20 protein-coding genes are annotated in these 19,791 nt (G+C 62.5%); 10 read left to right on the forward strand and 10 right to left on the reverse strand.

Features of this window, described 5'->3' with window-relative positions; genetic code table 11:
- Nucleotides 1–26: 26 nt before the first annotated feature.
- Together NKI46_RS18040 and NKI46_RS18045 are read left to right on the forward strand one after the other, a co-directional pair.
- Nucleotides 27–1,334 (forward strand): aminotransferase class III-fold pyridoxal phosphate-dependent enzyme, encoded by a 1,308-nt coding sequence (locus NKI46_RS18040; protein WP_352747213.1) that lies wholly within the window; start codon nt 27–29, stop codon nt 1,332–1,334.
- A 60-nt stretch (nt 1,335–1,394) separates the two neighbouring features.
- On the forward strand, nt 1,395–2,363 hold the full coding sequence (locus tag NKI46_RS18045) for a phosphotransferase enzyme family protein (RefSeq protein ID WP_352747216.1): 969 nt from the start codon (nt 1,395–1,397) through the stop codon (nt 2,361–2,363).
- Between the two features lie 17 nt (nt 2,364–2,380).
- Here the strand turns inward: NKI46_RS18045 and hpaH are convergent, their stop codons facing one another.
- Genes hpaH through NKI46_RS18070 form a run of 5 tightly spaced genes read right to left on the reverse strand, consistent with a single transcriptional unit; the run spans nt 2,381 to nt 6,999 of the window.
- Nucleotides 2,381–3,190: a 2-oxo-hept-4-ene-1,7-dioate hydratase gene (gene hpaH / locus NKI46_RS18050; protein ID WP_023682710.1), complete on the reverse strand. Its 810-nt coding sequence runs from the start codon at nt 3,188–3,190 to the stop codon at nt 2,381–2,383.
- Complete coding sequence (locus tag NKI46_RS18055; protein ID WP_352747219.1) at nt 3,184–4,059, reverse strand: fumarylacetoacetate hydrolase family protein; 876 nt, start codon at nt 4,057–4,059, stop codon at nt 3,184–3,186. Before NKI46_RS18055 ends, hpaH begins: the two co-directional genes overlap by 7 nt.
- A gap of 29 nt (nt 4,060–4,088) precedes the next feature.
- Entirely contained in the window at nt 4,089–5,069 is a 981-nt protein-coding gene (gene hpaD, locus NKI46_RS18060; protein WP_352747221.1) for a 3,4-dihydroxyphenylacetate 2,3-dioxygenase, read from the reverse strand.
- A 14-nt stretch (nt 5,070–5,083) separates the two neighbouring features.
- Nucleotides 5,084–6,601: a 5-carboxymethyl-2-hydroxymuconate semialdehyde dehydrogenase gene (gene hpaE, locus NKI46_RS18065; protein ID WP_023667828.1), complete on the reverse strand. Its 1,518-nt coding sequence runs from the start codon at nt 6,599–6,601 to the stop codon at nt 5,084–5,086.
- 11 nt (nt 6,602–6,612) lie between these two features.
- Complete coding sequence (locus tag NKI46_RS18070) at nt 6,613–6,999, reverse strand: 5-carboxymethyl-2-hydroxymuconate Delta-isomerase (protein ID WP_023686935.1); 387 nt, start codon at nt 6,997–6,999, stop codon at nt 6,613–6,615.
- Between the two features lie 201 nt (nt 7,000–7,200).
- Between NKI46_RS18070 and hpaR the strand changes: the two genes are divergently transcribed.
- On the forward strand, nt 7,201–7,596 hold the full coding sequence (gene hpaR / locus NKI46_RS18075) for a homoprotocatechuate degradation operon regulator HpaR (RefSeq protein WP_023704722.1): 396 nt from the start codon (nt 7,201–7,203) through the stop codon (nt 7,594–7,596).
- A gap of 10 nt (nt 7,597–7,606) precedes the next feature.
- Here hpaR and NKI46_RS18080 read toward each other — a convergent pair whose 3' ends face one another.
- Both NKI46_RS18080 and NKI46_RS18085 read right to left on the reverse strand, forming a co-directional pair.
- A complete protein-coding gene (locus NKI46_RS18080; protein WP_023682716.1) occupies nt 7,607–8,116 on the reverse strand; it encodes a flavin reductase in 510 nt (169 codons plus the stop codon).
- Nucleotides 8,117–8,122: 6 nt separating this feature from the next.
- Complete coding sequence (locus NKI46_RS18085; protein WP_352747225.1) at nt 8,123–9,667, reverse strand: 4-hydroxyphenylacetate 3-hydroxylase N-terminal domain-containing protein; 1,545 nt, start codon at nt 9,665–9,667, stop codon at nt 8,123–8,125.
- A 92-nt stretch (nt 9,668–9,759) separates the two neighbouring features.
- Here NKI46_RS18085 and NKI46_RS18090 point away from each other — a divergent pair, with 92 nt between their 5' ends.
- The 3 genes from NKI46_RS18090 (at nt 9,760) to NKI46_RS18100 (ending at nt 11,897) form a co-directional block, all read left to right on the forward strand.
- Nucleotides 9,760–10,629, forward strand: coding sequence for a helix-turn-helix domain-containing protein (locus NKI46_RS18090; RefSeq protein WP_352747228.1), 870 nt, complete (start codon nt 9,760–9,762; stop codon nt 10,627–10,629).
- Between the two features lie 268 nt (nt 10,630–10,897).
- Nucleotides 10,898–11,644: an IclR family transcriptional regulator gene (locus NKI46_RS18095; RefSeq protein WP_023748001.1), complete on the forward strand. Its 747-nt coding sequence runs from the start codon at nt 10,898–10,900 to the stop codon at nt 11,642–11,644.
- A 22-nt stretch (nt 11,645–11,666) separates the two neighbouring features.
- A complete protein-coding gene (locus NKI46_RS18100) occupies nt 11,667–11,897 on the forward strand; it encodes a helix-turn-helix domain-containing protein (RefSeq protein ID WP_023692276.1) in 231 nt (76 codons plus the stop codon).
- Nucleotides 11,898–11,981: 84 nt separating this feature from the next.
- Here NKI46_RS18100 and NKI46_RS18105 read toward each other — a convergent pair whose 3' ends face one another.
- Nucleotides 11,982–12,707, reverse strand: a complete 726-nt coding sequence (locus NKI46_RS18105) for an SDR family oxidoreductase (RefSeq protein ID WP_023692277.1) — start codon at nt 12,705–12,707, stop codon at nt 11,982–11,984.
- Between the two features lie 149 nt (nt 12,708–12,856).
- On the opposite strand from NKI46_RS18105, the gene NKI46_RS18110 reads away from it, so the two are divergent.
- Nucleotides 12,857–13,753, forward strand: a complete 897-nt coding sequence (locus NKI46_RS18110; RefSeq protein ID WP_352747233.1) for an AraC family transcriptional regulator N-terminal domain-containing protein — start codon at nt 12,857–12,859, stop codon at nt 13,751–13,753.
- A 70-nt stretch (nt 13,754–13,823) separates the two neighbouring features.
- Here the strand turns inward: NKI46_RS18110 and NKI46_RS18115 are convergent, their stop codons facing one another.
- Together NKI46_RS18115 and NKI46_RS18120 are read right to left on the reverse strand one after the other, a co-directional pair.
- Nucleotides 13,824–14,843 (reverse strand): NAD-dependent epimerase, encoded by a 1,020-nt coding sequence (locus NKI46_RS18115; protein WP_023807560.1) that lies wholly within the window; start codon nt 14,841–14,843, stop codon nt 13,824–13,826.
- Between the two features lie 31 nt (nt 14,844–14,874).
- On the reverse strand, nt 14,875–16,155 hold the full coding sequence (locus tag NKI46_RS18120; RefSeq protein ID WP_352747235.1) for a nucleotide sugar dehydrogenase: 1,281 nt from the start codon (nt 16,153–16,155) through the stop codon (nt 14,875–14,877).
- Between the two features lie 88 nt (nt 16,156–16,243).
- Here NKI46_RS18120 and NKI46_RS18125 point away from each other — a divergent pair, with 88 nt between their 5' ends.
- The 3 genes from NKI46_RS18125 to NKI46_RS18135 all read left to right on the forward strand — a co-directional run bounded on the left by NKI46_RS18125 (nt 16,244) and on the right by NKI46_RS18135 (nt 19,785).
- Nucleotides 16,244–16,441 (forward strand): hypothetical protein, encoded by a 198-nt coding sequence (locus NKI46_RS18125; protein WP_352747238.1) that lies wholly within the window; start codon nt 16,244–16,246, stop codon nt 16,439–16,441.
- Nucleotides 16,442–16,620: 179 nt separating this feature from the next.
- A complete protein-coding gene (locus NKI46_RS18130; RefSeq protein WP_352747241.1) occupies nt 16,621–17,598 on the forward strand; it encodes a UDP-glucuronic acid decarboxylase family protein in 978 nt (325 codons plus the stop codon).
- A 225-nt stretch (nt 17,599–17,823) separates the two neighbouring features.
- A complete protein-coding gene (locus NKI46_RS18135; RefSeq protein WP_023695196.1) occupies nt 17,824–19,785 on the forward strand; it encodes a 3-hydroxyacyl-CoA dehydrogenase NAD-binding domain-containing protein in 1,962 nt (653 codons plus the stop codon).
- The last annotated feature ends 6 nt before the right edge of the window (nt 19,786–19,791 follow it).

Consider the following 19,791-nt stretch of genomic DNA (forward strand, 5'->3'; position numbering starts at 1 on the left):
GCTGACGCAATGGAGTTTGGTACGCAATGACCCAATCTGAGAAGAACCCGAGCGAGGAAGCGCTCGTCAAGCGGCGTGCCCGCCTGCTCGGCGCGAAATCGCAATTGTTCTACGACGAGCCCGTGCACCTGGTGCGCGGCGAAGGCGTCTGGCTCTACGATGCCGACGGCCGCAAGTATCTCGATGCCTACAACAACGTCGCCCATGTCGGCCATTGCCACCCGCATGTGGTCGAGGCCTTGTGCCGTCAGGCAAGCCTGCTCAACACCCACACACGCTATCTGCACACCGCAATTCTCGACTATGTCGAGCGGCTGACGGCGACCTTCGATGCAAGCATCGCCACCGCAATCCTGACCTGTACCGGCAGCGAGGCCAACGACATAGCGCTGCGCATGGCGCAGGCCGCCTCCGGCAATATGGGCATCATCGCCACCGACGCCACCTATCATGGCAACACGGCGGCGGTTTCGCAGCTCAGCACGCGCATGCCTCCGATCCGCGGCCGCGCCCCCCATGTCAGGCTGGTGCCGGCCCCCGACAGCTATCGCCATCCCGATGCGATGGCCAATGGCAAGGCCTTCGGCGACGCCGTGCGTCAAGCGATCGCTTCGCTGGCACAGGACGGCATTGGCCTGTCTGGCATCATCTTGTGTCCGCAACTCGCCAATGAAGGTTTCCCGGCTCTGCCCACCGGATTTTTCGACGACGCCTTGGGGGCCGTGCGCGAAGCCGGTGGTCTGGTCATCGCCGACGAAGTGCAGCCCGGCTTCGGCCGCACCGGCAGCCATTTCTGGGGCCATCAGCGCGCCGGCTTCGTCCCCGACATCGTCACCATGGGCAAGCCGATGGGCAATGGCCATCCGATCGCGGCCGTGGTCACCACCAAGGAGATACTGGCGACCTTCCGCGACGCTTTCCGCTACTTCAACACCTTTGGCGGCAACCCGGTCTCCTGCGCAGTCGCCAATGCCGTCCTCGACGTCATCGAACAGGAAAACCTTGTCGCCAACGCGCAAGACGTCGGCGCCTATGCGCTTGGCCTGCTGCGCCCGCTGGCCGATCGGCATGAGTGCATAGGCGAGGTCAGGGGGGCCGGACTGTTCTTCGGCGCCGAGCTGGTCCACGACCGCGACACGCGCGAACCGGCGCCCGACATTGCCGAGCAGGTCGCCAATCGCATGCGTCATCGCGGCGTGCTGATGGGCAAGACCGGCATCCACGGCAATGTGCTCAAGATCCGCCCGCCCATGCCGTTCTCGCGCGACAATGCCGAGTTCCTGATCGGCCTGCTGGACGAGGTGCTGGGCGAAGTCGGCGGAGTGCCGGCGTGAATTCTGTTTCCACCCAATCCGAGCCCGAAACGGCCGCCGATGTCACGGAGCTTGCCAGGCGTGCGCTCGAACATTGGGGCCGTCCGCAATTTTGAGCCGGAACTTCTGAAGCACCGCGAGAACGCCGTCTTCCGCGTGCGGCTGCCGGATGGCCAGCCGGCAGCCATGCGCATCCACCGGCTCGGCTACCACACGGACGCCGCGCTGCGTTCGGAACTGCAATGGATGGGCTTCCTGCAATCCGCCGGCGTAGCCACGCCGTCTTGCGTCGCAACACAGGCCGGCGATCCGTTCGTGCTTGTCAGCACGGCCACCTCGGAGCAGCCCCGGCAGGCCGATTGCCTGAGCTGGCTGGAGGGCCGCGCCGTGGGCGCACGCGGCGTGCCACTGGTCTACACGCCCGACCAGTCGGTCCAGATCTTCACGGCGATCGGGCGGACCATTGCCCATATGCACAATGTCACTGCCTCCTGGACGCCGCCCGCGGGCTTCGCGCGCCATGCCTGGGACTTCGACGGCTTCTTCGGGGCGAACCCGGTCTGGGGCCGGTTCGAGACCTCGCCCTTTCTCGATGGTCCTCGCCGCGCGCTGGTCTTGCAGGCGCGCGACAACGCAGTGAAGGCGCTGTCGGAACATGAGCGCAGCGCGCGCAATTTCGGCATCATCCACGCCGATCTGGTGCGCGAGAACGTGCTCATCCATGACCGTGCCGTACGCATCATCGACTTCGACGATTGCGGCCATGGCTGGCACATGTACGACCTTGCCGTCGCCCTCTACCAGAACCGCGAGGAGGCGATCTACCCGCTGATCGAAACCGCTTTGCTTGACGGCTACCAGCAAGAGCGTGCGCTGACCCCGCAGGACATCGCCGCATTGCCTCTATTCGCCGCCTTGCGTGCCTTCGCGTTCCTTGGCTGGGTGCAAAGCCGCGTCGAAGGCGACATCACCAGGGATGTCGGCTTGCGCATGTCGACCATCGCAGCCGATGTGGTGATTGACTACCTGCGCGGTGAACAGCCCAACTGACGAGCCGATGAGAGCCGTCAGCTCTTGGCGAAATGGATACTGACCGTTCCCGAGCTGCCGAAGTCGGCGACGATCGTATCGCCGGGCCGCGCCTCGACCGGGCGCACGAACGATCCGGACAGCACCACCTCGCCGGCCGCGATGGACATGCCGTAGCGGGCGAGCCTGTCCGCCAGCCAGGCAATGCCCATCGCCGGATGGTTGAGCACGCCGGCGCCAAGCCCGGTCTCCTCGACCTCCGCATTGCGCGAGACGATGGCGCCGATCCAGCGCATATCGGCTTCATCGGGTCGTTGCGGCCGGCCGCCGATGACAATGCCGGCATTGGCGGCGTTGTCGGAAATCGTATCGAAGAAAGTGCGCGCCTTCTTTGTCTCGGCATTGACGCGTTCGATGCGCGTGTCGAGGATTTCGAGCGCCGGCGTGATATAATCGGTGGCGTTGAGCACGTCGAAGATGGTCACGCCTGGGCCCCTCAGCGGCGCCTTCATGACGAAGGCTATCTCGGCCTCGACGCGCGGCTGGATGAAGCGGCCGACGGGTATCGTCGCGCCGTCGTTGAAGAACATGTCGTCGAACAGCACGCCCGAATCCGGCGTGTCGATGGCGAGCGCATATTGCATCGCCTTCGATGTCAGGCCGATCTTCCAGCCCTTCGGGGTCAGCCCGGCATCGGTCTTGCGTTTCACCAGCGCTGCCTGGACGCGATAGGCATCCTCCATCGTCGCGTCGGGAAAATCGAGGCTGAGCAGACGGATCTGGCGGCGCGAACGCTCGGCTTCGAACAGCCTTGCCGCGGCATCTTCAGCTTGCTCGGGGGTCACGATGCTACCTCGTCGACGACGCCGTTGCGGAGCACGCCGATGCCGTCGGCTTCGACTTCGATCACGTCGCCGGGCTTCAGCCAGATCGGCGGGTCGAAGCGGGCGCCGGCGCCGGTCGGCGTACCGGTGACGATGATATCGCCTGGCACCAGCGTGGTGAAGGTGGAGACATAGGCGATGATCTTGCGGAACGAGAAGATCATCCGGCTGGTGCGGTCCTGCTGGCGCAATTCGCCATTGACGCGGGTGGTCAGCGCGATGTCGGCAATCTGCGCCTCGTCGGTGAATGGCACCAGCCACGGACCGAGCGAGCCGGTGCGGTCGAAATTCTTGCCCTGCGTGACGTTGAACTTGGCGTGCCGTACCCAATCGCGAATGGTGCCTTCGTTGCACAGGGATAGTGCCGCGATATGGTCAAGCGCATCCCTCTCGGCGATGCGTCGTCCACCCTTGCCGATGACGATGACGATCTCGCCCTCATGGTCCAGCTGCGGCGATTCCGGCGGCCGCACCAGCGGCGCGTCGTGGCCGACGAAGGAGCGGGGGAAGCGGATGAACAGCGACGGGTTGGAGGGCGCGGCCTGGCCGTCCTTGTACTCTTCGTTGCGGTCCGGGTAGTTGACGCCGACGCAGATGATCTTTTCCGGCGACGGCACAGGGATTTCATAAGCGATGGCGCCGACTGGAAAATCGACGGCGTAGGCTTCGGCCTCTTCCGCCAGCCGCCGTAGCACGCCGGCCTCGATCACTTCGCGCAGCGTCGGCCACAGGCTGTGCCGCGCCGACAGGTCGACCACGCCCTTATCTGTGACCACGCCATAGCGCGTCTTGCCGCCGACGGTGAAGGTGGCGAGCCGCCCATGTGCAGTCATCCCGGTCTCCGTCAGGTTCGCGTCTGTGGTCACGGTGCGATGATCGGCGACGCCGTCAAATCCGGTTGGCGTGCGGCCGCGCCGGCAAAGGTGCTGCCCTCCTCGAACCAGCTTTTCGGCGCCGGCGCGCCCCATAGCGTCTGGCGCTGCGGGTCCTTGAGGTCCCACTTGATCGGCTCCAGATCCGGATCGACCGTCTGGTAGTCCGAGCAGTAGATCTCGATGCGGTGATTGTCCGGGTCTCTGACATAGAGGAAGAAGGCGTTGGAAATGCCATGCCGGCCGGGGCCGCGCTCGATATTTGCGAGGTAACCCGTCGTCGCCATAAGATCGAGCAGGTCGATGATGTTGAGCGGTGTCGGCACCCAGAAGGCGACGTGATGCAGGCGCGGACCCACACCGTTGGTGAAGGCGATGTCGTGGACGCCGCCCTTGCGGTGCGTCCAGGCCGCCCACAGCTTTCCGCTACTGGCATCCTCGGTGTATTCGGTGACGCGGAAGCCAAGCTCGTTGTAGAAGGCGACGGACTCGTCGACATTGGGCGAGAAGCAGTTGAAGTGGTCGATGCGCAGCGGCTTCACGCCCTTGTAGAGCGCATATTTCTGATGAATCGGCGGCAGCCTTTCCATTTGGGCAAAGAACTCGAGCGGAATGCCGTGCGGGTCGCGGGTGCGGAAGGTGCGCGACTGGTACGGTCGCTCGACCCACTCGACCGGCAGGCCTTTTCCCTTGAAGAAATGCTCGGCCTTGTCGAGATCCTCATCCGAAAAAACCTTGAAGCCGAGATCGCGGGCTTCGGCGCTGCCGGCCTTCTTCAGCACGATGCAGTGGTGTCCGCGCTCTTCCAACGCCCTTAGATAGATGGCGTCCGATGCCTCGTCGGTAACCTGCAGGCCAAGCGTGTCGACATAGAAGGCGCGGGATTTCGCTAGGTCGGTGACCGCCAGTTCGACATGGCTGAGGCGCACGATGTTGAAGGCGGGATAGAGGTTTGGTTTGGGCAGTGGCATCCGATGTCCTCCGGTCAGCCGCCGAGTTTCTGGATCGCGTGCGCTGAAGTGGCGAAGGCGATGTTCTTCGTCTCCATGTAGAAATCGAAGGAATGGTCGCCGCCGTCGCGGCCGATGCCGGAATTCTTGACGCCGCCGAACGGCGTCGGCAAATGCCGCACGTTCTCCGAATTGACCCAGATCATGCCGGCGTCCAGCGCATCGGTGAAGCGGAAGGCGCGGGTAACATCCGACGTCCAGAGATAGCCGGTCAGGCCGTATTGGGTGTCGTTGGCCAGCGCCAGCGCTTCGGCCTCGTCCTTGAAGGAAATGGCAGTCAGCACCGGCCCGAAAATCTCTTCCTGGGCAATGCGCATCCTGTTGGTGGCGCCGGTAAACAGCGTCGGGCTGACATAGCAGCCACCGCCCGGACCGGCGAACTTGCCGCCGCCGGCGGCTACCACCGCGCCTTCCGATTTGCCGATCTCGATATAGGAAAGCACCTTTTCCTCGTGCACCGGATGGATCAGCGGACCAACCACCGTTTTGGGATCGAGCGGATGGCCAACCTTGATGCGCTTTGCCTTCTCCGCAACCAGATCCGTGAATGTGTCGTAGACCGAGGCTTCGACCAGAAGCCGCGACGATGAGGTGCAGCGTTCGCCGTTGAGCGAGTAGATCATGAACACGGCTGCATCCGCCGCACGTTCGAGATCGGCGTCGGCGAAGACGATCACCGGGTTCTTCCCGCCCAGTTCGAAATGCACGCGCTTCAGCGTATCGGCGCCCTGTTTCATGATCATCGAGCCGGTGCGGCTCTCACCGACAAAACCGATCGCCTTGATGTCAGGGTGCTCGGTCAGCGCCTTGCCGGCGTGCTCGCCGAGGCCGTTGACCAGGTTCCACACGCCTTTCGGCAGGCCGGCCTCCTCGGCGATCTCGACCAGCAGGCGAGCGGTCAGCGGCGAAAATTCGGCCGGCTTGTGGACGACGGTGCAGCCTGCCGCCAGCGCCGGCGCGATCTTCCATGTCGACAGCATGAACGGCGTGTTCCACGGCGTGATGATGCCGACCGGGCCGATCGGCACGCGCGTGGTGATGTTGACCTGGCCTGTCGTGCGCAGCGTCTCGCCGTCGCGCGCTTCCGGCGCGCGGTCGGCGAAGAAGCGGAAATTCTCGGCGCCGCGCAGCGCGGCCTTGGCCATGAATTTCAGCGCCTGGCCGGTGTCCATGCACTCGACGAAGGCGATCTCCTCGGCGCGCGCTTCGATCGCATCGGCTATCTTGTGCAGCAGCTTCTTGCGCCCGTCGCCCGGCATGGCGGCCCAGGCCGGGAACGCCGCCTTTGCCGCCTTGGCGGCGCGGTCGATATCGGCGGCACTGCCACGCGCGACCTTGGCCAGCGGCTTGAGATCGACCGGCGACATGCTCTCGAAGGTCGAGCCATCCACCGCCGGCACCGCTTCGCCGCCGATCTGGTTCAGCACGCCGTCGCGCTTGAAACGGGCCAGATAGGCCTCGGCCTTTTTCAGATTGCCTTCGAGGTCGGACATATCAGCTTCCGTCACTTGCCGCGCAGTCGCGGATGGATTGCATTTTTCTTCCAGCTCAGTACCGGGTCGATCTCCCTGATCTCCAGGGAAAGAGCGAAATGCGGGGTCTCGAACAGGGGGCCAAGGTATTCGCTCACCGCGGCGAAGACCGCCTCCCCGGTTCGTTTCTTGTCCTGGGCGCTGCGCCCGGTTCCAATGCGAAACGACATGTCGAGGAAAGCGTTTTCCGGCAGGCTGTCGGCGATGGCATAGGCTTCCGCGCGGAAGGCCCGCACCCGCACCGCGCCGGTTTCAAACAGCCCGGTGCCGAGCACGGTGCGCAACACCAGCGCGCACAATTCGCTCATGTCGACCTTGGCATCGAGGTTGGCCGAATACTCGATGGAAAAGTGAGGCACCGCGTCTCGTTCCCCGGATTGTTCCACTGTTGTAATTAACGCGTTAATTACATGCAGCATCCCTGAAGTCAAGACTTGCATCCAAGTTGAGGCGACGATACGGGATGGAAAGGTCAGGTTTTGGCGTGCGGTCCCGCCGACCGCCCGCATCATTGGGGACGCTGCTTCTTGCTGCCTGAAAACACCCGTCGTTCTCTGCCGATGGCGCTGCTCCATGCCCGCGAAGTGGTGATGGCGCGGTTCCGCCCTATGCTGGCGGCGCATGACGTGACCGAACAGCAATGGCGTGTGCTGCGCGTTCTGAGCGAGGCCGGCCCTGTCGAGGCGACGGAACTTGCCGATCGCGCTTCGGTGCTGCCGCCCAGCCTGACACGCATCATCAAGACGCTCGAGGGCCGAAAATTCATCACCCGCAACAAGGCGGAAGGCGATGGCCGCCGTGTCGTGCTGACGATCGCCCCGGCGGGTTCCGCCCTGATCGATGCCTTGTCGCCGGAACGCCTCGTCATCTACCGCGACATCGAACAGCGCTTCGGACATGAGAGGCTCGAGCAATTGCTCGATCTGCTGGAGAGCCTGATCGCCGGCGAGAGCTGATTGCTGCGGCTCAGCCGCCAAAGCTGCCAAGCCGCGTCGGCTGCGTGTAATTGCGGTCGACATAGAGCAAGGCCGAGCCGCCGCTGCCGTGCCTGACGTCGATAACGCGGCCGATCATGACATTATGCGTGCCGACGATGTGCACATCCTCGATCTCGCAATCGAAATTGACGATCGCATCGGACAGCGCCGGCGTCCCCGAGGTCAGCGTTTGCCAGCGCGCCGCCGAATAGCGTGCCTCCATGTCCCTGGTCGCGCCGGCGAACTTGCCGGCCAGGTGCATATGGTCATGCGTCAGCACGTTGACGCAGAAGCGCCGGTTGGCGAGGAACATGGCCGCCTGCGCCGAGCGTCCGTTCATGCACACCAGCAGTGTCGGAGGTTCGTCCGACACACTGCACATGGCGGTGGCGGTGAAGCCGCCGCGCCCGGCCGGGCCATCTGTCGTGACGATGTTGACCGGCGCGCAGACCCTTGCCATGGCGTCGCGGAAATCGGCCTTCGAAATCTGCGTGGCCATCTGACATCACCCAGCCGATGAAGCGAGCGGATTGAGCCAGGTATCTCCCGTCCAGCCATTCTCGTCATAGTCGGCCATGCAGGTATCGACCAGTTCTTCCATGGCCTTCAGCCGGCCGCCGCGTTCGGCGCCCTTCAGCACCTGCAGCCGCACCTCTTCCGGCGCACCGGCATAGTTGAGTTCGTAGAGCGCGTGGCGGCCGCCGAACTCGGTGCCGGTCGCGTCCCACAACAGTTTCATGATCTTGATGCGCTCGACATGGCCCATGTCGTTGGAACCGCGCACATATTGCGCGAGGTATTTGTCGATCTCGGGATTGTTGAAGTCGCGCACTGATGACGGCAGGTAGATCAACCCAGAAGCGATCACCCGGCGCACCGTGTCGATGACGCGCGGATAGGCTTCCGACATGAAAGTCCGGTAGGCAAGGGCTGCTTCCAGGTTGGGCAGGACAGCGCCATTCGCCCAGGGGATCGGATTATAAGCCATGGCGTTGGAGAAACTCCAGAACATGTGCCTGAGCGCGATCACCTCGCCCAGCGCCGCCTGGTTGCCGCGGAAGGCATCGCCGCCGGTGGCGCGCAGCGCCTTGGCTAGCAGGCCGGCGAGGAAGTCGAGCTTGACGGCAAAGCGTGTGCAGCCCTGGAAGCAATAGCCATGCATGAAGCCCGAAGCCGGATGGAAGGACAGGATTTTCTGCGCGTCGCGCAGCACCAGTACGTCCTCCCAGGGGATGAAGACATTGTCGAGCACCAGGATGGCATCGTTCTCGTCGAAGCGCGACGACAACGGATAGTCGAACGGAGCCGCCGCCGTGTTGGCCGTCTGCTCATAGGAGACGCGGCAGAACATCTTTACCCCCGGCGCATTCATCGGCACGATGAACATGACCGACAGCGACGGATCTTCGGTGACCGTCGCCGAACTCTGCGCCAGGAAATTGTAGTGGGTCAGCGCCGAGGACGTCGCCACCACCTTGGCGCCGGAGACATAGATGCCGGCGTCGGTCTCCTTGGTGATGTGGACGAAGACATCCTTCACCTGTTCGGCCGGCTTGTGGCGGTCGATCGGCGGGTTGACGATGGCGTGGTTCATGAACAGCACGGCTTCCTGCGCACGCTTGTGCCAGGCGAGCGCATTGTCCTTGAACGGGCCGTACCAGTCGGTATTGGCGCCGAGCGTGTTCATCAGTGCCGCCTTGTAATCGGGCGTGCGGCCCATCCAGCCATAGGACATGCGTGACCACTCGGCGATCGCGGTCTGCTGGGCCGCGAGTTCGCCGGAGGATTTGGCGACGCGGAAATATTTGTGGGTGTAGCCGCCCGAACCGGTATCGGTAGGCGAGGTCAGCGTGCCCTGCCGCTTGGGATCGTGCAGCGCATCATAGAGGCGCGCCAGCGACCGCGCCGAATTGCGCATGGCCGGATGGGTGGTGACATCGGCAATGCGCTCGCCGTTGATGTAGACCTCGCGGCCGTCGCGCAGGCTCTCCAGATACTCGGCCCCGGTGAACGGGCGCCCATTGTCGGCACGAAAGTCTTCCGATCGCATGATGTTCCTCCACTTATGGCATCAACTCTAGCGCTCCTGGCAAGGATCGGTTAGGACGTAACGGCAAAACCGATTGGACTTTTTCCGGCGCCATGAGCCTCAATTCCATTCCTGATTTCTTTGTCTATGGCGAGCCGGTGCGGCCGCTCGATGTCGGCTTCCTGCATGTCGAGACGGTGCTTGCGCGCAGCAATATTCATCTCGGCCAGGTTGCCGCGCACAAGCATCCGCAAATGGGCCAGATCACCTACTGGACCAGCGGCTCCGGCACCTACCGCATCGAAGACCAATCCTGGGACTTTTCGGCACCGGCCGTCAGCTTCGTGCCGAGCACCATCGTGCATGGCTTCTCGATCGGGCCCGGCACCGACGCCATCGTCGTTTCGGTCGCCGATGATGCGCTTGCGGCAATAGCCGCTCACAGCCTGCTGCCATTGGACCGGCCGGTCTTTGCCGATAGCCTTCCTCAGCACGTCGCGTGGAAAAGGCTTGCGGCGGTGCTGGAGATGATCGCCACGGAATATGCCGAGGCGCAGGCCGGGAGTGACAAGACCCTGCCGGCGCTGATTGCCGTCGCGCTCTCGCACATCGCGCGCCTTGGTCCCGAGGTGAAGGATGCCACCGGTTCTTCCGATGCTGCATTGGCGCGCGGCTTGCGCCGTCTGGTCGATGCGCATTTCCGCGACAACTGGCCCGTCGACCGCTACGTCGAGGCGCTGGCCACGACACCGCATCTTCTCGACAAGGCCGCCCATACGGTGCTTGGCAGCGGCGTCAAGCGACTCATCGGCGAGCGACGGTTGCTGGAGGCCAAGCGCTTGCTGCTGTTCACCGTGCGCACCGTCGAGGACATCGCCTACGAAATCGGCTTCGAAGATCCGGCCTATTTCTCACGCTTCTTCCGGGAGCGGGTTGGCCAGGCGCCCGCCGCCTGGCGCCGCGCGCAGCTGGGGCAGAGTTGAAGCTTCCGCGCCGGCCACGATCAGGCGTTTGGGCCGACACGCCGGCCAGGCACGGCGCCGCCGAGTTGATCCACCTGTTGATAGGTGTTGCCGCGCAGCATCACCCCGCGCACGGCGCGGCGCATCGAGATTGATGTCGCCGCGAAACTTGCTGGTGTTTTTTGTCGCTTCCAAACGGTTCGTTATTTGAACCACCATTTTATGTGCTATGAGCGGACTGCAAGGTGGATTGGCTTCCCTCCCATGCGAAGTATCTTGAGGATGCACGATGAGCACAGTCGGCAAAGCGATATCGCTGTTGGAACAGTTCACGCTCGGCGAACCGGAGATCGGCCTGTCCGAGCTCGCCCGCAAAACCGGCCTCGACAAGGCGACGGCGCGGCGCCTGCTGATGGCGCTGGCCGACCACCGCCTGATCGAACAAGAGCCGGCAAGCCGCCGCTACCGGCTCGGCGCCGGCCTGTCGCGGCTGGCCCGCTTTCGCGACGCGCATTTTCCCTTCGTGCGCGTGGCAGCACCTGTGGTTCGCGAGCTGGCGCTGGAAACAGGCGAAACGGTGCATCTGTCGGAATTCAGCGCCGGCGCACTGCTGACCGTCCACGTCGAACTCTCGGCAAAGGCCAACCGGGTCAATGTCGATGTCGGCCAGGTGCTGCCCTTGCACGGCACCGCCTCCGGCATCGCCTTTCTCGCCGCTTCGCCTCAGGAAGCGGCCGAGGCCTATGTCGACAAGCCGTTGCCGACCTTCACGCCACACACGGTGACGCAGCCCGACAGGCTGATGAAGGCGATCCGGCTTGCCGCCAAGCGCGGCTATTCCTCGAGCTCCCAAGGCTATGAAGAAGGCGTCCACAGCATAGCCGCGGCAATCCTCGGCTCCGATGGCCGTCCTTTAGGCACTCTGGCGGTGGCCTCGCCTGTGTCACGCGCCGATGACAGCATGGCGGCCAGCCAGGGCGAAGCGGTGATCAAGGCGGCGCGGCTGATTTCAGCGCGCCTGGCCGGCGAAGCCTGACATCTCTACCGTCGCAGGGGAGATGATTAGCGGGGTAAGTTCCCAGCGGCGCACCGGCCTTGCCGCGAGACCGGAACGCTTCGTCTGGGACAGGCGGCTGGAGCGCAGCAAGGAAGAATTGTTGTCGCCCGCCCGAGTGTCGCCCACGATCTCGGAAATCGCCTTTGCTTGCGGGTTCAATTCGAGTGCGCATTTTTCGCGCGCGTTCGAGAGCCGGTACGATGTGGCCCGCGGGAGTTGCGCCAGAGGCTGAGGGCGGGTGCATTAAGGGGTGGGCCGTTTGCCGGATCTCGGAGAGCGCCCTAGCTCGCCGAAAGCCGGCATCCGGCAGCAAGTTCTACATATTGGCAGCGGTTGGCCGCACGATCACTTCGTTGACGTCGACGCCATCGGGTTGATCAAGCGCAAAACGGATCGCCCGTGCAATGGCGTCCGGTGTGAGCGACTTCTGCCGCCATTCTTTCAGAGCCGTGGCGACCTGAGGATCGCTGATATCGTCGCCCAGTTCGGTTGCGGTCACTCCGGGGGAGATGATCGTGGCGCGGATGTCGTCATGCTCCTGCCGCAGCCCCTCGGTGATTGCCCAGACGGCATATTTCGTGCCGCAATAGACCGCCGCGGTGGGCAGCACGATATGCGCACCGACCGAGGCGACATTGACGATATGCCCATTCTTCTGGGCGACGAAGCGCGGCAGCACCGCGGCGATCCCGTTCAGCACGCCGCCGATGTTGACATTGATCATGCGAGACCACTCATCGCGCTTCAGCGCGGCAAGCGGCGACAGCGGCATGACGCCGGCATTGTTGACCAGCACATCGATCTGCCCGAATTCGGCATGAGCGGCATCGGCAAAGGCGTCGAAATTCGCCGCGTCAGTCACGTCGAGTTCGCGCCACGCCACGCCTTTGCCTATTTCTGCGGCCAGCGCCTTGAGCCGCTCGGTGCGGCGGGCTCCGATGAACAGTCTGGCGCCGGCACCGGCAAGTTCCCGAACCGTCGCTTCGCCGATGCCGCTGGAGGCGCCGGTGATGAGTACAACCTTGTCTTTAAGTCCCTTCATGATCGTTTCCTTTTTCGCTGCGGTGACGGGGAGATAGATGGCGGCGAACCGGTAAAGGGCGGTAGCGTGATCGTCCAAAGAGTTTGCACGATCCTCCAAATGAACTCGAAATGCCTTGCAACATTTCGCGCCATGAAGATTTATGCGGCATGGAGAAAATCAATGAACTCGCCGAGCTAATCACCCGCTTTGCGCCGAAATCTGGCATGGCCGGCACTGCGGTGCCGCGGCTGTCGCTCATTCGCGCCAACCAGCCCAGTGCACCCGTGCCTGCGGTCTACGAGGCGTCGCTTTGCATAATCGCCCAAGGATCGAAGCGCGTCTCGCTGGCCGACCAGAGCGTGGTCTATGACGCATCGAGCTACCTGCTCGTCTCGGTCGACCTGCCGCTGGTCGGGCATGTGTTGGAGGCGAGCCCGGCGGCGCCCTACCTCTGTTGCAAGATAAATTTTGATTCCACCGCGCTGGCCGAGCTGCTTGTGAAAGAAGGACGTGCATCCCCCAGCAGGGATCTGCCGGTGTTAGCTGCCTATCCAAGTGACCCCGACCTGATTGATGCCGCCTGTCGGCTTGTCAGGCTGCTCGATCGCCCCGAGAGCATCACCGTGCTGGCGCCGCTGATCGAACGCGAAATCCTTTACCGGCTCCTCACCGGACCGCACGGTGACACGCTTCGCCAGATGGCGTCGGTGGACAGCCACCTGAGCCAGGTCAGCCGCGCCATCGCCACGATCCGCAATCATTTCCAGGCACAACTGCGCATCGAAGACATTGCGGCGGCATCAGGCATGAGCGCGTCGTCCCTTCATGCCCATTTCAAGGCGATTACGCGCATGACCCCGCTCGAATACCAGAAGCAGCTGCGCCTGCAGGAGGCGCGAAGGATTATGCTTGCCGGCGGCGCAAACGCAGGCACGGCCGGGTTCGCGGTGGGCTATGACAGCCCTTCGCAGTTCAGCCGAGAATATCGTCGCCTGTTCGGTGCGCCGCCCCGGAAAGATATTCACCGCCTTCAGGCGACACCCAGTTCGGCTGCGGCTTATTGAGTTTTCCGAGCGGCATGCGCCAGCGATGGCTGGTCAGGAGCCAGCCGCCTCCAGGTGGCGAAGCGTCCGATCATGATCGGTAGAACTCCCGGTACCATTCGACAAAGCGCGGAACCCCTATTTCGATCGGGATTTTGGGCTTGAAGCCGGTCGCCTCCTCGAGCGAGCTGACATTGGCGAAAGTTGCCGGAACGTCGCCTGGCTGAAGTGGCCTGAGGTTGCGGTTTGCCTTGCGTCCCAGCGCGTCTTCGAGCACCTCGATCAATCGGTTCAGTTGAACGGGCGAATTGCCGCCGATGTTGTGAATCCTGAACGGGGCGTTGCTGGTCGCTGGGTCTGGCGCGACACTTTTCCACTCAGGGTTGGGTGTCGCGGGTTGCTGCATGACGCGGATAATACCTTCGACAATGTCGTCGATATAGGTGAAATCCCGCTGCATGTTGCCATAGTTGAAGACCTCGATCGGCTCGCCGGCGAGGATAGCCTTGGCGAAGATGAACAGCGCCATGTCCGGCCGCCCCCACGGACCATAGACGGTGAAAAAACGCAGCCCGGTGGTCGGCAGTCGAAACAGATGGCTGTATGTGTGCGCCATCAGCTCGTTCGCCTTCTTGCTTGCGGCGTAAAGGCTGAGCGGATGGTCCGCCGGATCGTGCACGGAAAACGGCATGCGGGTGCTGCCGCCATAAATCGAACTCGACGATGCATAGACCAGATGGCCGACGGAGGCCTGCCGGCATCCTTCCAGGATGTTGACAAAGCCGCTGAGGTTGCTTTCCACATAGGCGTGCGGATTGCTGATCGAATAGCGTACGCCGGCTTGCGCCGCGAGATTGACGACAACCTCCGGCGCGGCCGAGAGGAAGAGCTCCGAAATACGGTCCCGCTCCGTCAGATCGGCATGCTCGAAACAAAAATTCGAAAACGCTTTCAGCCGCTCGAGACGAGCCTGCTTCAGGCTGACGTCATAATACTCGTTCATGGAGTCGAGGCCGATAACCTGGCGTCCTTCGGCAAGCAGCCTCAGACAAAGATGAAACCCTATGAACCCGGCTGCGCCGGTGATCAGTATCGGCCTGCTTGATGTCACTGCATATCCTAGCGTTAATTTCAGGCGAGCTTTACAAGCTCCAGTATTTTATGTTGTCGGGAACTTCATTGGGCTTGATGGCCGACTTGACATCGAACAGTGTCCCCCCCGGCCTGATCATTTGAAAAAGACGCGCTCTTTCGTTGGTGAGATATTGCCTGTGAGGCACCGCCAGAACAAGCGCCTGCAAATCGTTTATCTCATCGAGCGGCAGGATTGTTTCGCCGTGATCACGCCGAGCGGTTTCGACATCGGCAAGGGGATCATGGACTTTGGGGACAATTCCGAACTGCCTTAGTTCCTTGACCATGTCGAAAACGCGGCTGTTGCGCAAATCCGGCACGTCCTCCTTGAATGTCAGCCCGAGAATGCCGACAGAAGCCCCTTTGACGGGCGTGTCAGAACCAATCAGCCGTTTGACAACCTGCTGGGCAACGAAGGCCCCCATGCCGTCATTGATGCGACGTCCGGCGAGGATGATCTGCGGATGGTAACCTTCGGCCTCGGCCTTGGCGGTCAGATAATATGGATCGACGCTGATGCAGTGGCCGCCGACGAACCCCGGTTTGAAGGGAAGGAAGTTCCATTTCGTCGACGCAGCATCAAGAACATCCTGCGTCCGGATATCGAGCCGCTCGAAGATCATTGCCAGTTCGTTCATCAGCGCGATGTTCAGATCGCGCTGGGTGTTCTCGATAACCTTCGCTGCCTCGGCCACCTTGATCGACGGGGCGCGGTAGACGCCGGCATCGATGATACGGCCATAAACGTTCGCGACGCGCTCCAGCGTCTCGTTATTCTCGCCGGAGACGACTTTGACGATCTTTTGCAGCGAGTGTTCCCGATCGCCGGGGTTGGCGCGTTCGGGCGAATAGCCGAGGGCAAAGTCGCGGGGATGTCGCAGGCCGGAAACCTGCTCGATGATCGGCCCACAGAAATCTTCGGTCACACCTGGATAGACTGTCGACTCAAAAACGACGACGGCGCCTTTGCTCACCGCCTCGCCGACGAGTTCGGACGCCAGTTTCAAAGAAGCTAGATCGGGAGCGCGATTTGCGTCGATAGGGGTTGGCACGGCGACGATGAAGAAAGTAGCGCCTTTCAACATCCCCCGGTCGGTGGTCAGCCCTATCGAGGTCTCCTTGAGCGCCGTTGCGTCAACTTCCCCCGTACGATCGACGCCGCCACGCAATTCCCCGATCCGACGCTCGCTGATGTCAAAAGCTATGGTGCCGGGGAAAACCTTCCCAAAGGCAATGGCTACCGGCAAGCCGACATAACCCAGGCCGATAACTGCAATGCGTTCGGACATCCGTGGGGTTCCTCGAGCCACCTGTTGAGCCGACGTGCTTGTATGGCAGCCTGTTGGCCAATTCAACGATGCTCTATCGCGAAGAGGAATGTCTCATGAAAAATGGTCGTTGCCATGTTTCATGTTGCCATCCGCCGATGCCATCGATGTTGTGGATAAAATCCAGCAGGACCGGGTTTCGAGTCACTCCCTGCTGCGGATTGGGGTGAACCGTCAGGTTCTGCCGGCCACCTACGCAGCGGCGGCCCTGACGACAGGGCTGATATTCTCTGCTGCCAATTCATAGGCCACTATCGGCCTCAATCGTGCCTTCTGATCAAACCAAATGCCCGGATCGGAATTCGCATCGGCACCGAGCGGATCTGCGAAATTTCAGTTTGGTCCTTGTGCATTGGCTGCGGACACGTCGTATCCTGCGTGTGGCGACCGATATCTGGTCGATCAGCATTTGCCTGGGAGCAGAAATTGGCCAGACTCTATGACAGCCGCAGACGCATTCTCGTTACCGGGGGCGCAGGGTTTATCGGCTCGCATCTTATTGACCGCCTGTTGGAACGAGGCGACGAAATCTTGTGTGTCGACAACCTTTTCACCGGATCAAAGCGCAATATCGACCATTTGGCCAAGCATCCCCGCTTCGAATTCATGCGCCATGACGTGACCTTTCCGCTCTACGTCGAAGTCGATGAGATTTACAACCTGGCGTGTCCGGCCTCGCCTGTTCACTACCAGTACGACCCGGTTCAGACGATCAAGACCGCCGTGCACGGCGCCATCAATGTTCTTGGACTGGCAAAGCGGCTGAAATGCAAAGTCTTTCAGGCCTCCACCAGTGAGGTCTATGGTGACGCGTCTGTGCATCCGCAGCCCGAGAGTTACTGGGGCAATGTAAACCCGATCGGGCCGCGCTCATGCTACGATGAAGGCAAACGCTGCGCCGAAACGCTGTTCTTCGACTATCACCGACAACATGGCTTGTGGGTCAAGGTCGCGCGGATTTTCAATACGTTCGGGCCGCGCATGCACCTGGCAGACGGCAGGGTTGTCTCAAATTTCATCGTGCAGGCGCTTCGTGGTGAACCGATAACCATTTTCGGCGACGGCTCACAGACAAGGTCGTTTTGCTACGTCGACGACCTGGTGAGCGGCATGCTGCGCCTCATGGATACGGGGCCGGAGGTGACCGGTCCAGTAAACATCGGCAATCCAAGGGAAGTAACGATCAGGCGCTTGGCCGAACTGACGACGCAGATGACCGGATCAGGTTCGGATATAATTTACCGCGATCTTCCGCAAGACGATCCGCGGCACCGCCAGCCCGATATCACCCTTGCCAAAAGGCTTGTCGGCTGGGAGCCGACGGTGACTTTGGAAGCCGGGCTGCAACAGACGATCGACTATTTCAAAGCCCTGCTGCCGAAGGTTTCCACAAACTCGCCTTGACCCGGCACCGCAGTGCAACCGTCAAGTCTGACCGATCACCGTCGTGGTAGCGACGCCTTTTGCAGTCGACTCCGGTAGGCTTGAAGTTTTTTGAATTCTAATTATTTTAAGCTTGAAATTATTTGAAGAACCCCATGGCGCTTCATCCGTCCGAGCCGGGACACCGGCATTTGGCGGAGAGCAGAAGGAGGAGGAAGATTTGCCGTCGTTCCGGGATAAAACTCCATGAACACAGCACGATTTTCCGAGAGTGTCACAGGCAAGATCGTCGATGGCGTTCTCGTCGTCACGATCGAAAATCCGCCGGTCAACGCGCTGTCCTTCCATGTCAGGGCCGGACTGATGGCTGCGCTTGGGCGTGCGGCGTCGGATGAAGTGTCTGCCGTGGTGCTGACCGCCATTGGGCGCACCTTCATCGGTGGCGCCGATATCAAGGAATTCGGCAAGCCCGCTATCGGGCCCACACTGCCTGACGTGATCGAAGCGATCGAGAGCTTCGCGAAACCGGTCGTCGCGGCAGTTGGCGGCGCGGCGCTCGGCGGCGGCTGCGAGATTGCGCTGGCCTGCCACTACCGGGTGGCCAGCAAGGCGGCCAGCTTCGGCCTGCCCGAGGTCAAGCTCGGGTTAGTGCCCGGGGCCAGCGGAACCCAACGCCTGCCCCGCCTCATCGGCACGGTCGCCGCAATTGACCTGATCGGCACGGGTCGGCCCGCAAATGCCGACGAAGCTCTCGCTCTCGGTCTGATCGATACCATCGCGGACGATCTTCCCGAAGGCGCGCTCGATGTCGCCCGCCGTCTCGTTGGCCAACCGCTGCGGCGCACGGGCGCGCTTTCCGTGCCGCGCTCGCAACCTGAGGCCGACGCGGCAGCCGCAAGAAAGGTGCTTTCCCGCAGCCGTGGACAGATCGCGCCTGCAGAAGCCGTGAGACTGGTCCGGGCCGCGTCCACGGCCAGACTTGAGGACGGTCTTGTGCACGAACACGCGACCTTCCTGCGCCTCCGGGATTCTCGCGAGGCGGCAGCGTTGCGCCACGTCTTCTTTGCCGAGAGGCAAGCCAGCAAAGTCGACAGGCTGGAGGGTGTCACGCCTCGCAAGGTCGAGACCGTCGGTATCGTCGGAACCGGCCTGATGGGTGCAGGCATCGCGGTCTCGGCCTTGAATGCCGGCTATCGCGTAATCGGCATCGAGCAGACCGACGACGCCGCGGCAAAAGGATACGAGCGGATCGCCGGCCTTCTCGACAAGTCGGTCCAATCCGGCCGACTCACCGATCATGCCCGCAGGGAGGCGCTGAGCCGGTTTGAAGCGGCCAGCGACGCCGGCAGGCTGGTGCAGGCCGATCTGGTCATCGAGGCAGTGTTCGACGATCTCGCGGTAAAAACCGAACTCTTCCGGAAGCTTGATCGTATCGTCCGCCCCGACGCCATACTGGCGACCAACACCAGCTACCTCAACCCCGACGAGATCGCCTCTGCAACCGCCCGGCCCGAACGGATCGCCGGCCTGCATTTTTTCTCCCCGGCCAACGTCATGCGGCTCACCGAAGTGGTGGATTGCGCGGCGACGGCGCCCGATGTGCTCGCCTCGGCTATCGCGTTCGTCAGGAAGCTCGGCAAGCTGCCTGTCGTGTGCGGCGTTACCGAGGGTTTCATCGGCAACCGCCTCTATTCGGCCTACCGCCGCGAGGCGGAGTTCATGGTGGAGGATGGCGCAGCACCGGAAGAGGTGGATGCCGCGCTGGAGGCCTGGGGCTTCCCGATGGGGATCTTCGCGGTCAACGACATGGCTGGGCTGGAGATAGCCTGGGCGCGGCGCAAGCGACAGGCGGCGATGCTCGATCCGCAAGCACGTTATGTCGAGATCGCCGACCGGCTGTGCGAGGCCGGTCGCTTCGGCCGCAAGACCGGACGCGGCTGGTACGATTATTCGGACGGCGAGCGCAGGAGCGACCCGCAAGTGGCCGCGCTGATCGAGGCCGTTCGGGCGGCCAAGGACATCGTGCCGCGCCGCTTTTCGCCCGATGAGATCGTCACGCGCTTGCTGGCGGCAATGGCCGAAGAGGGCAAGGCCCTGCTTGCCGAAGGCATCGCGGCGCGTGCCTCCGACATCGATCTGGTGATGATCAACGGCTATGGCTTCCCGGCCCACAAGGGCGGGCCGATGTTCCACGCCGGAGACATCTGACGGACA

Source organism: Mesorhizobium sp. M0615 (assembly GCF_040320805.1).
Taxonomy (GTDB): Bacteria; Pseudomonadota; Alphaproteobacteria; order Rhizobiales; family Rhizobiaceae; genus Mesorhizobium.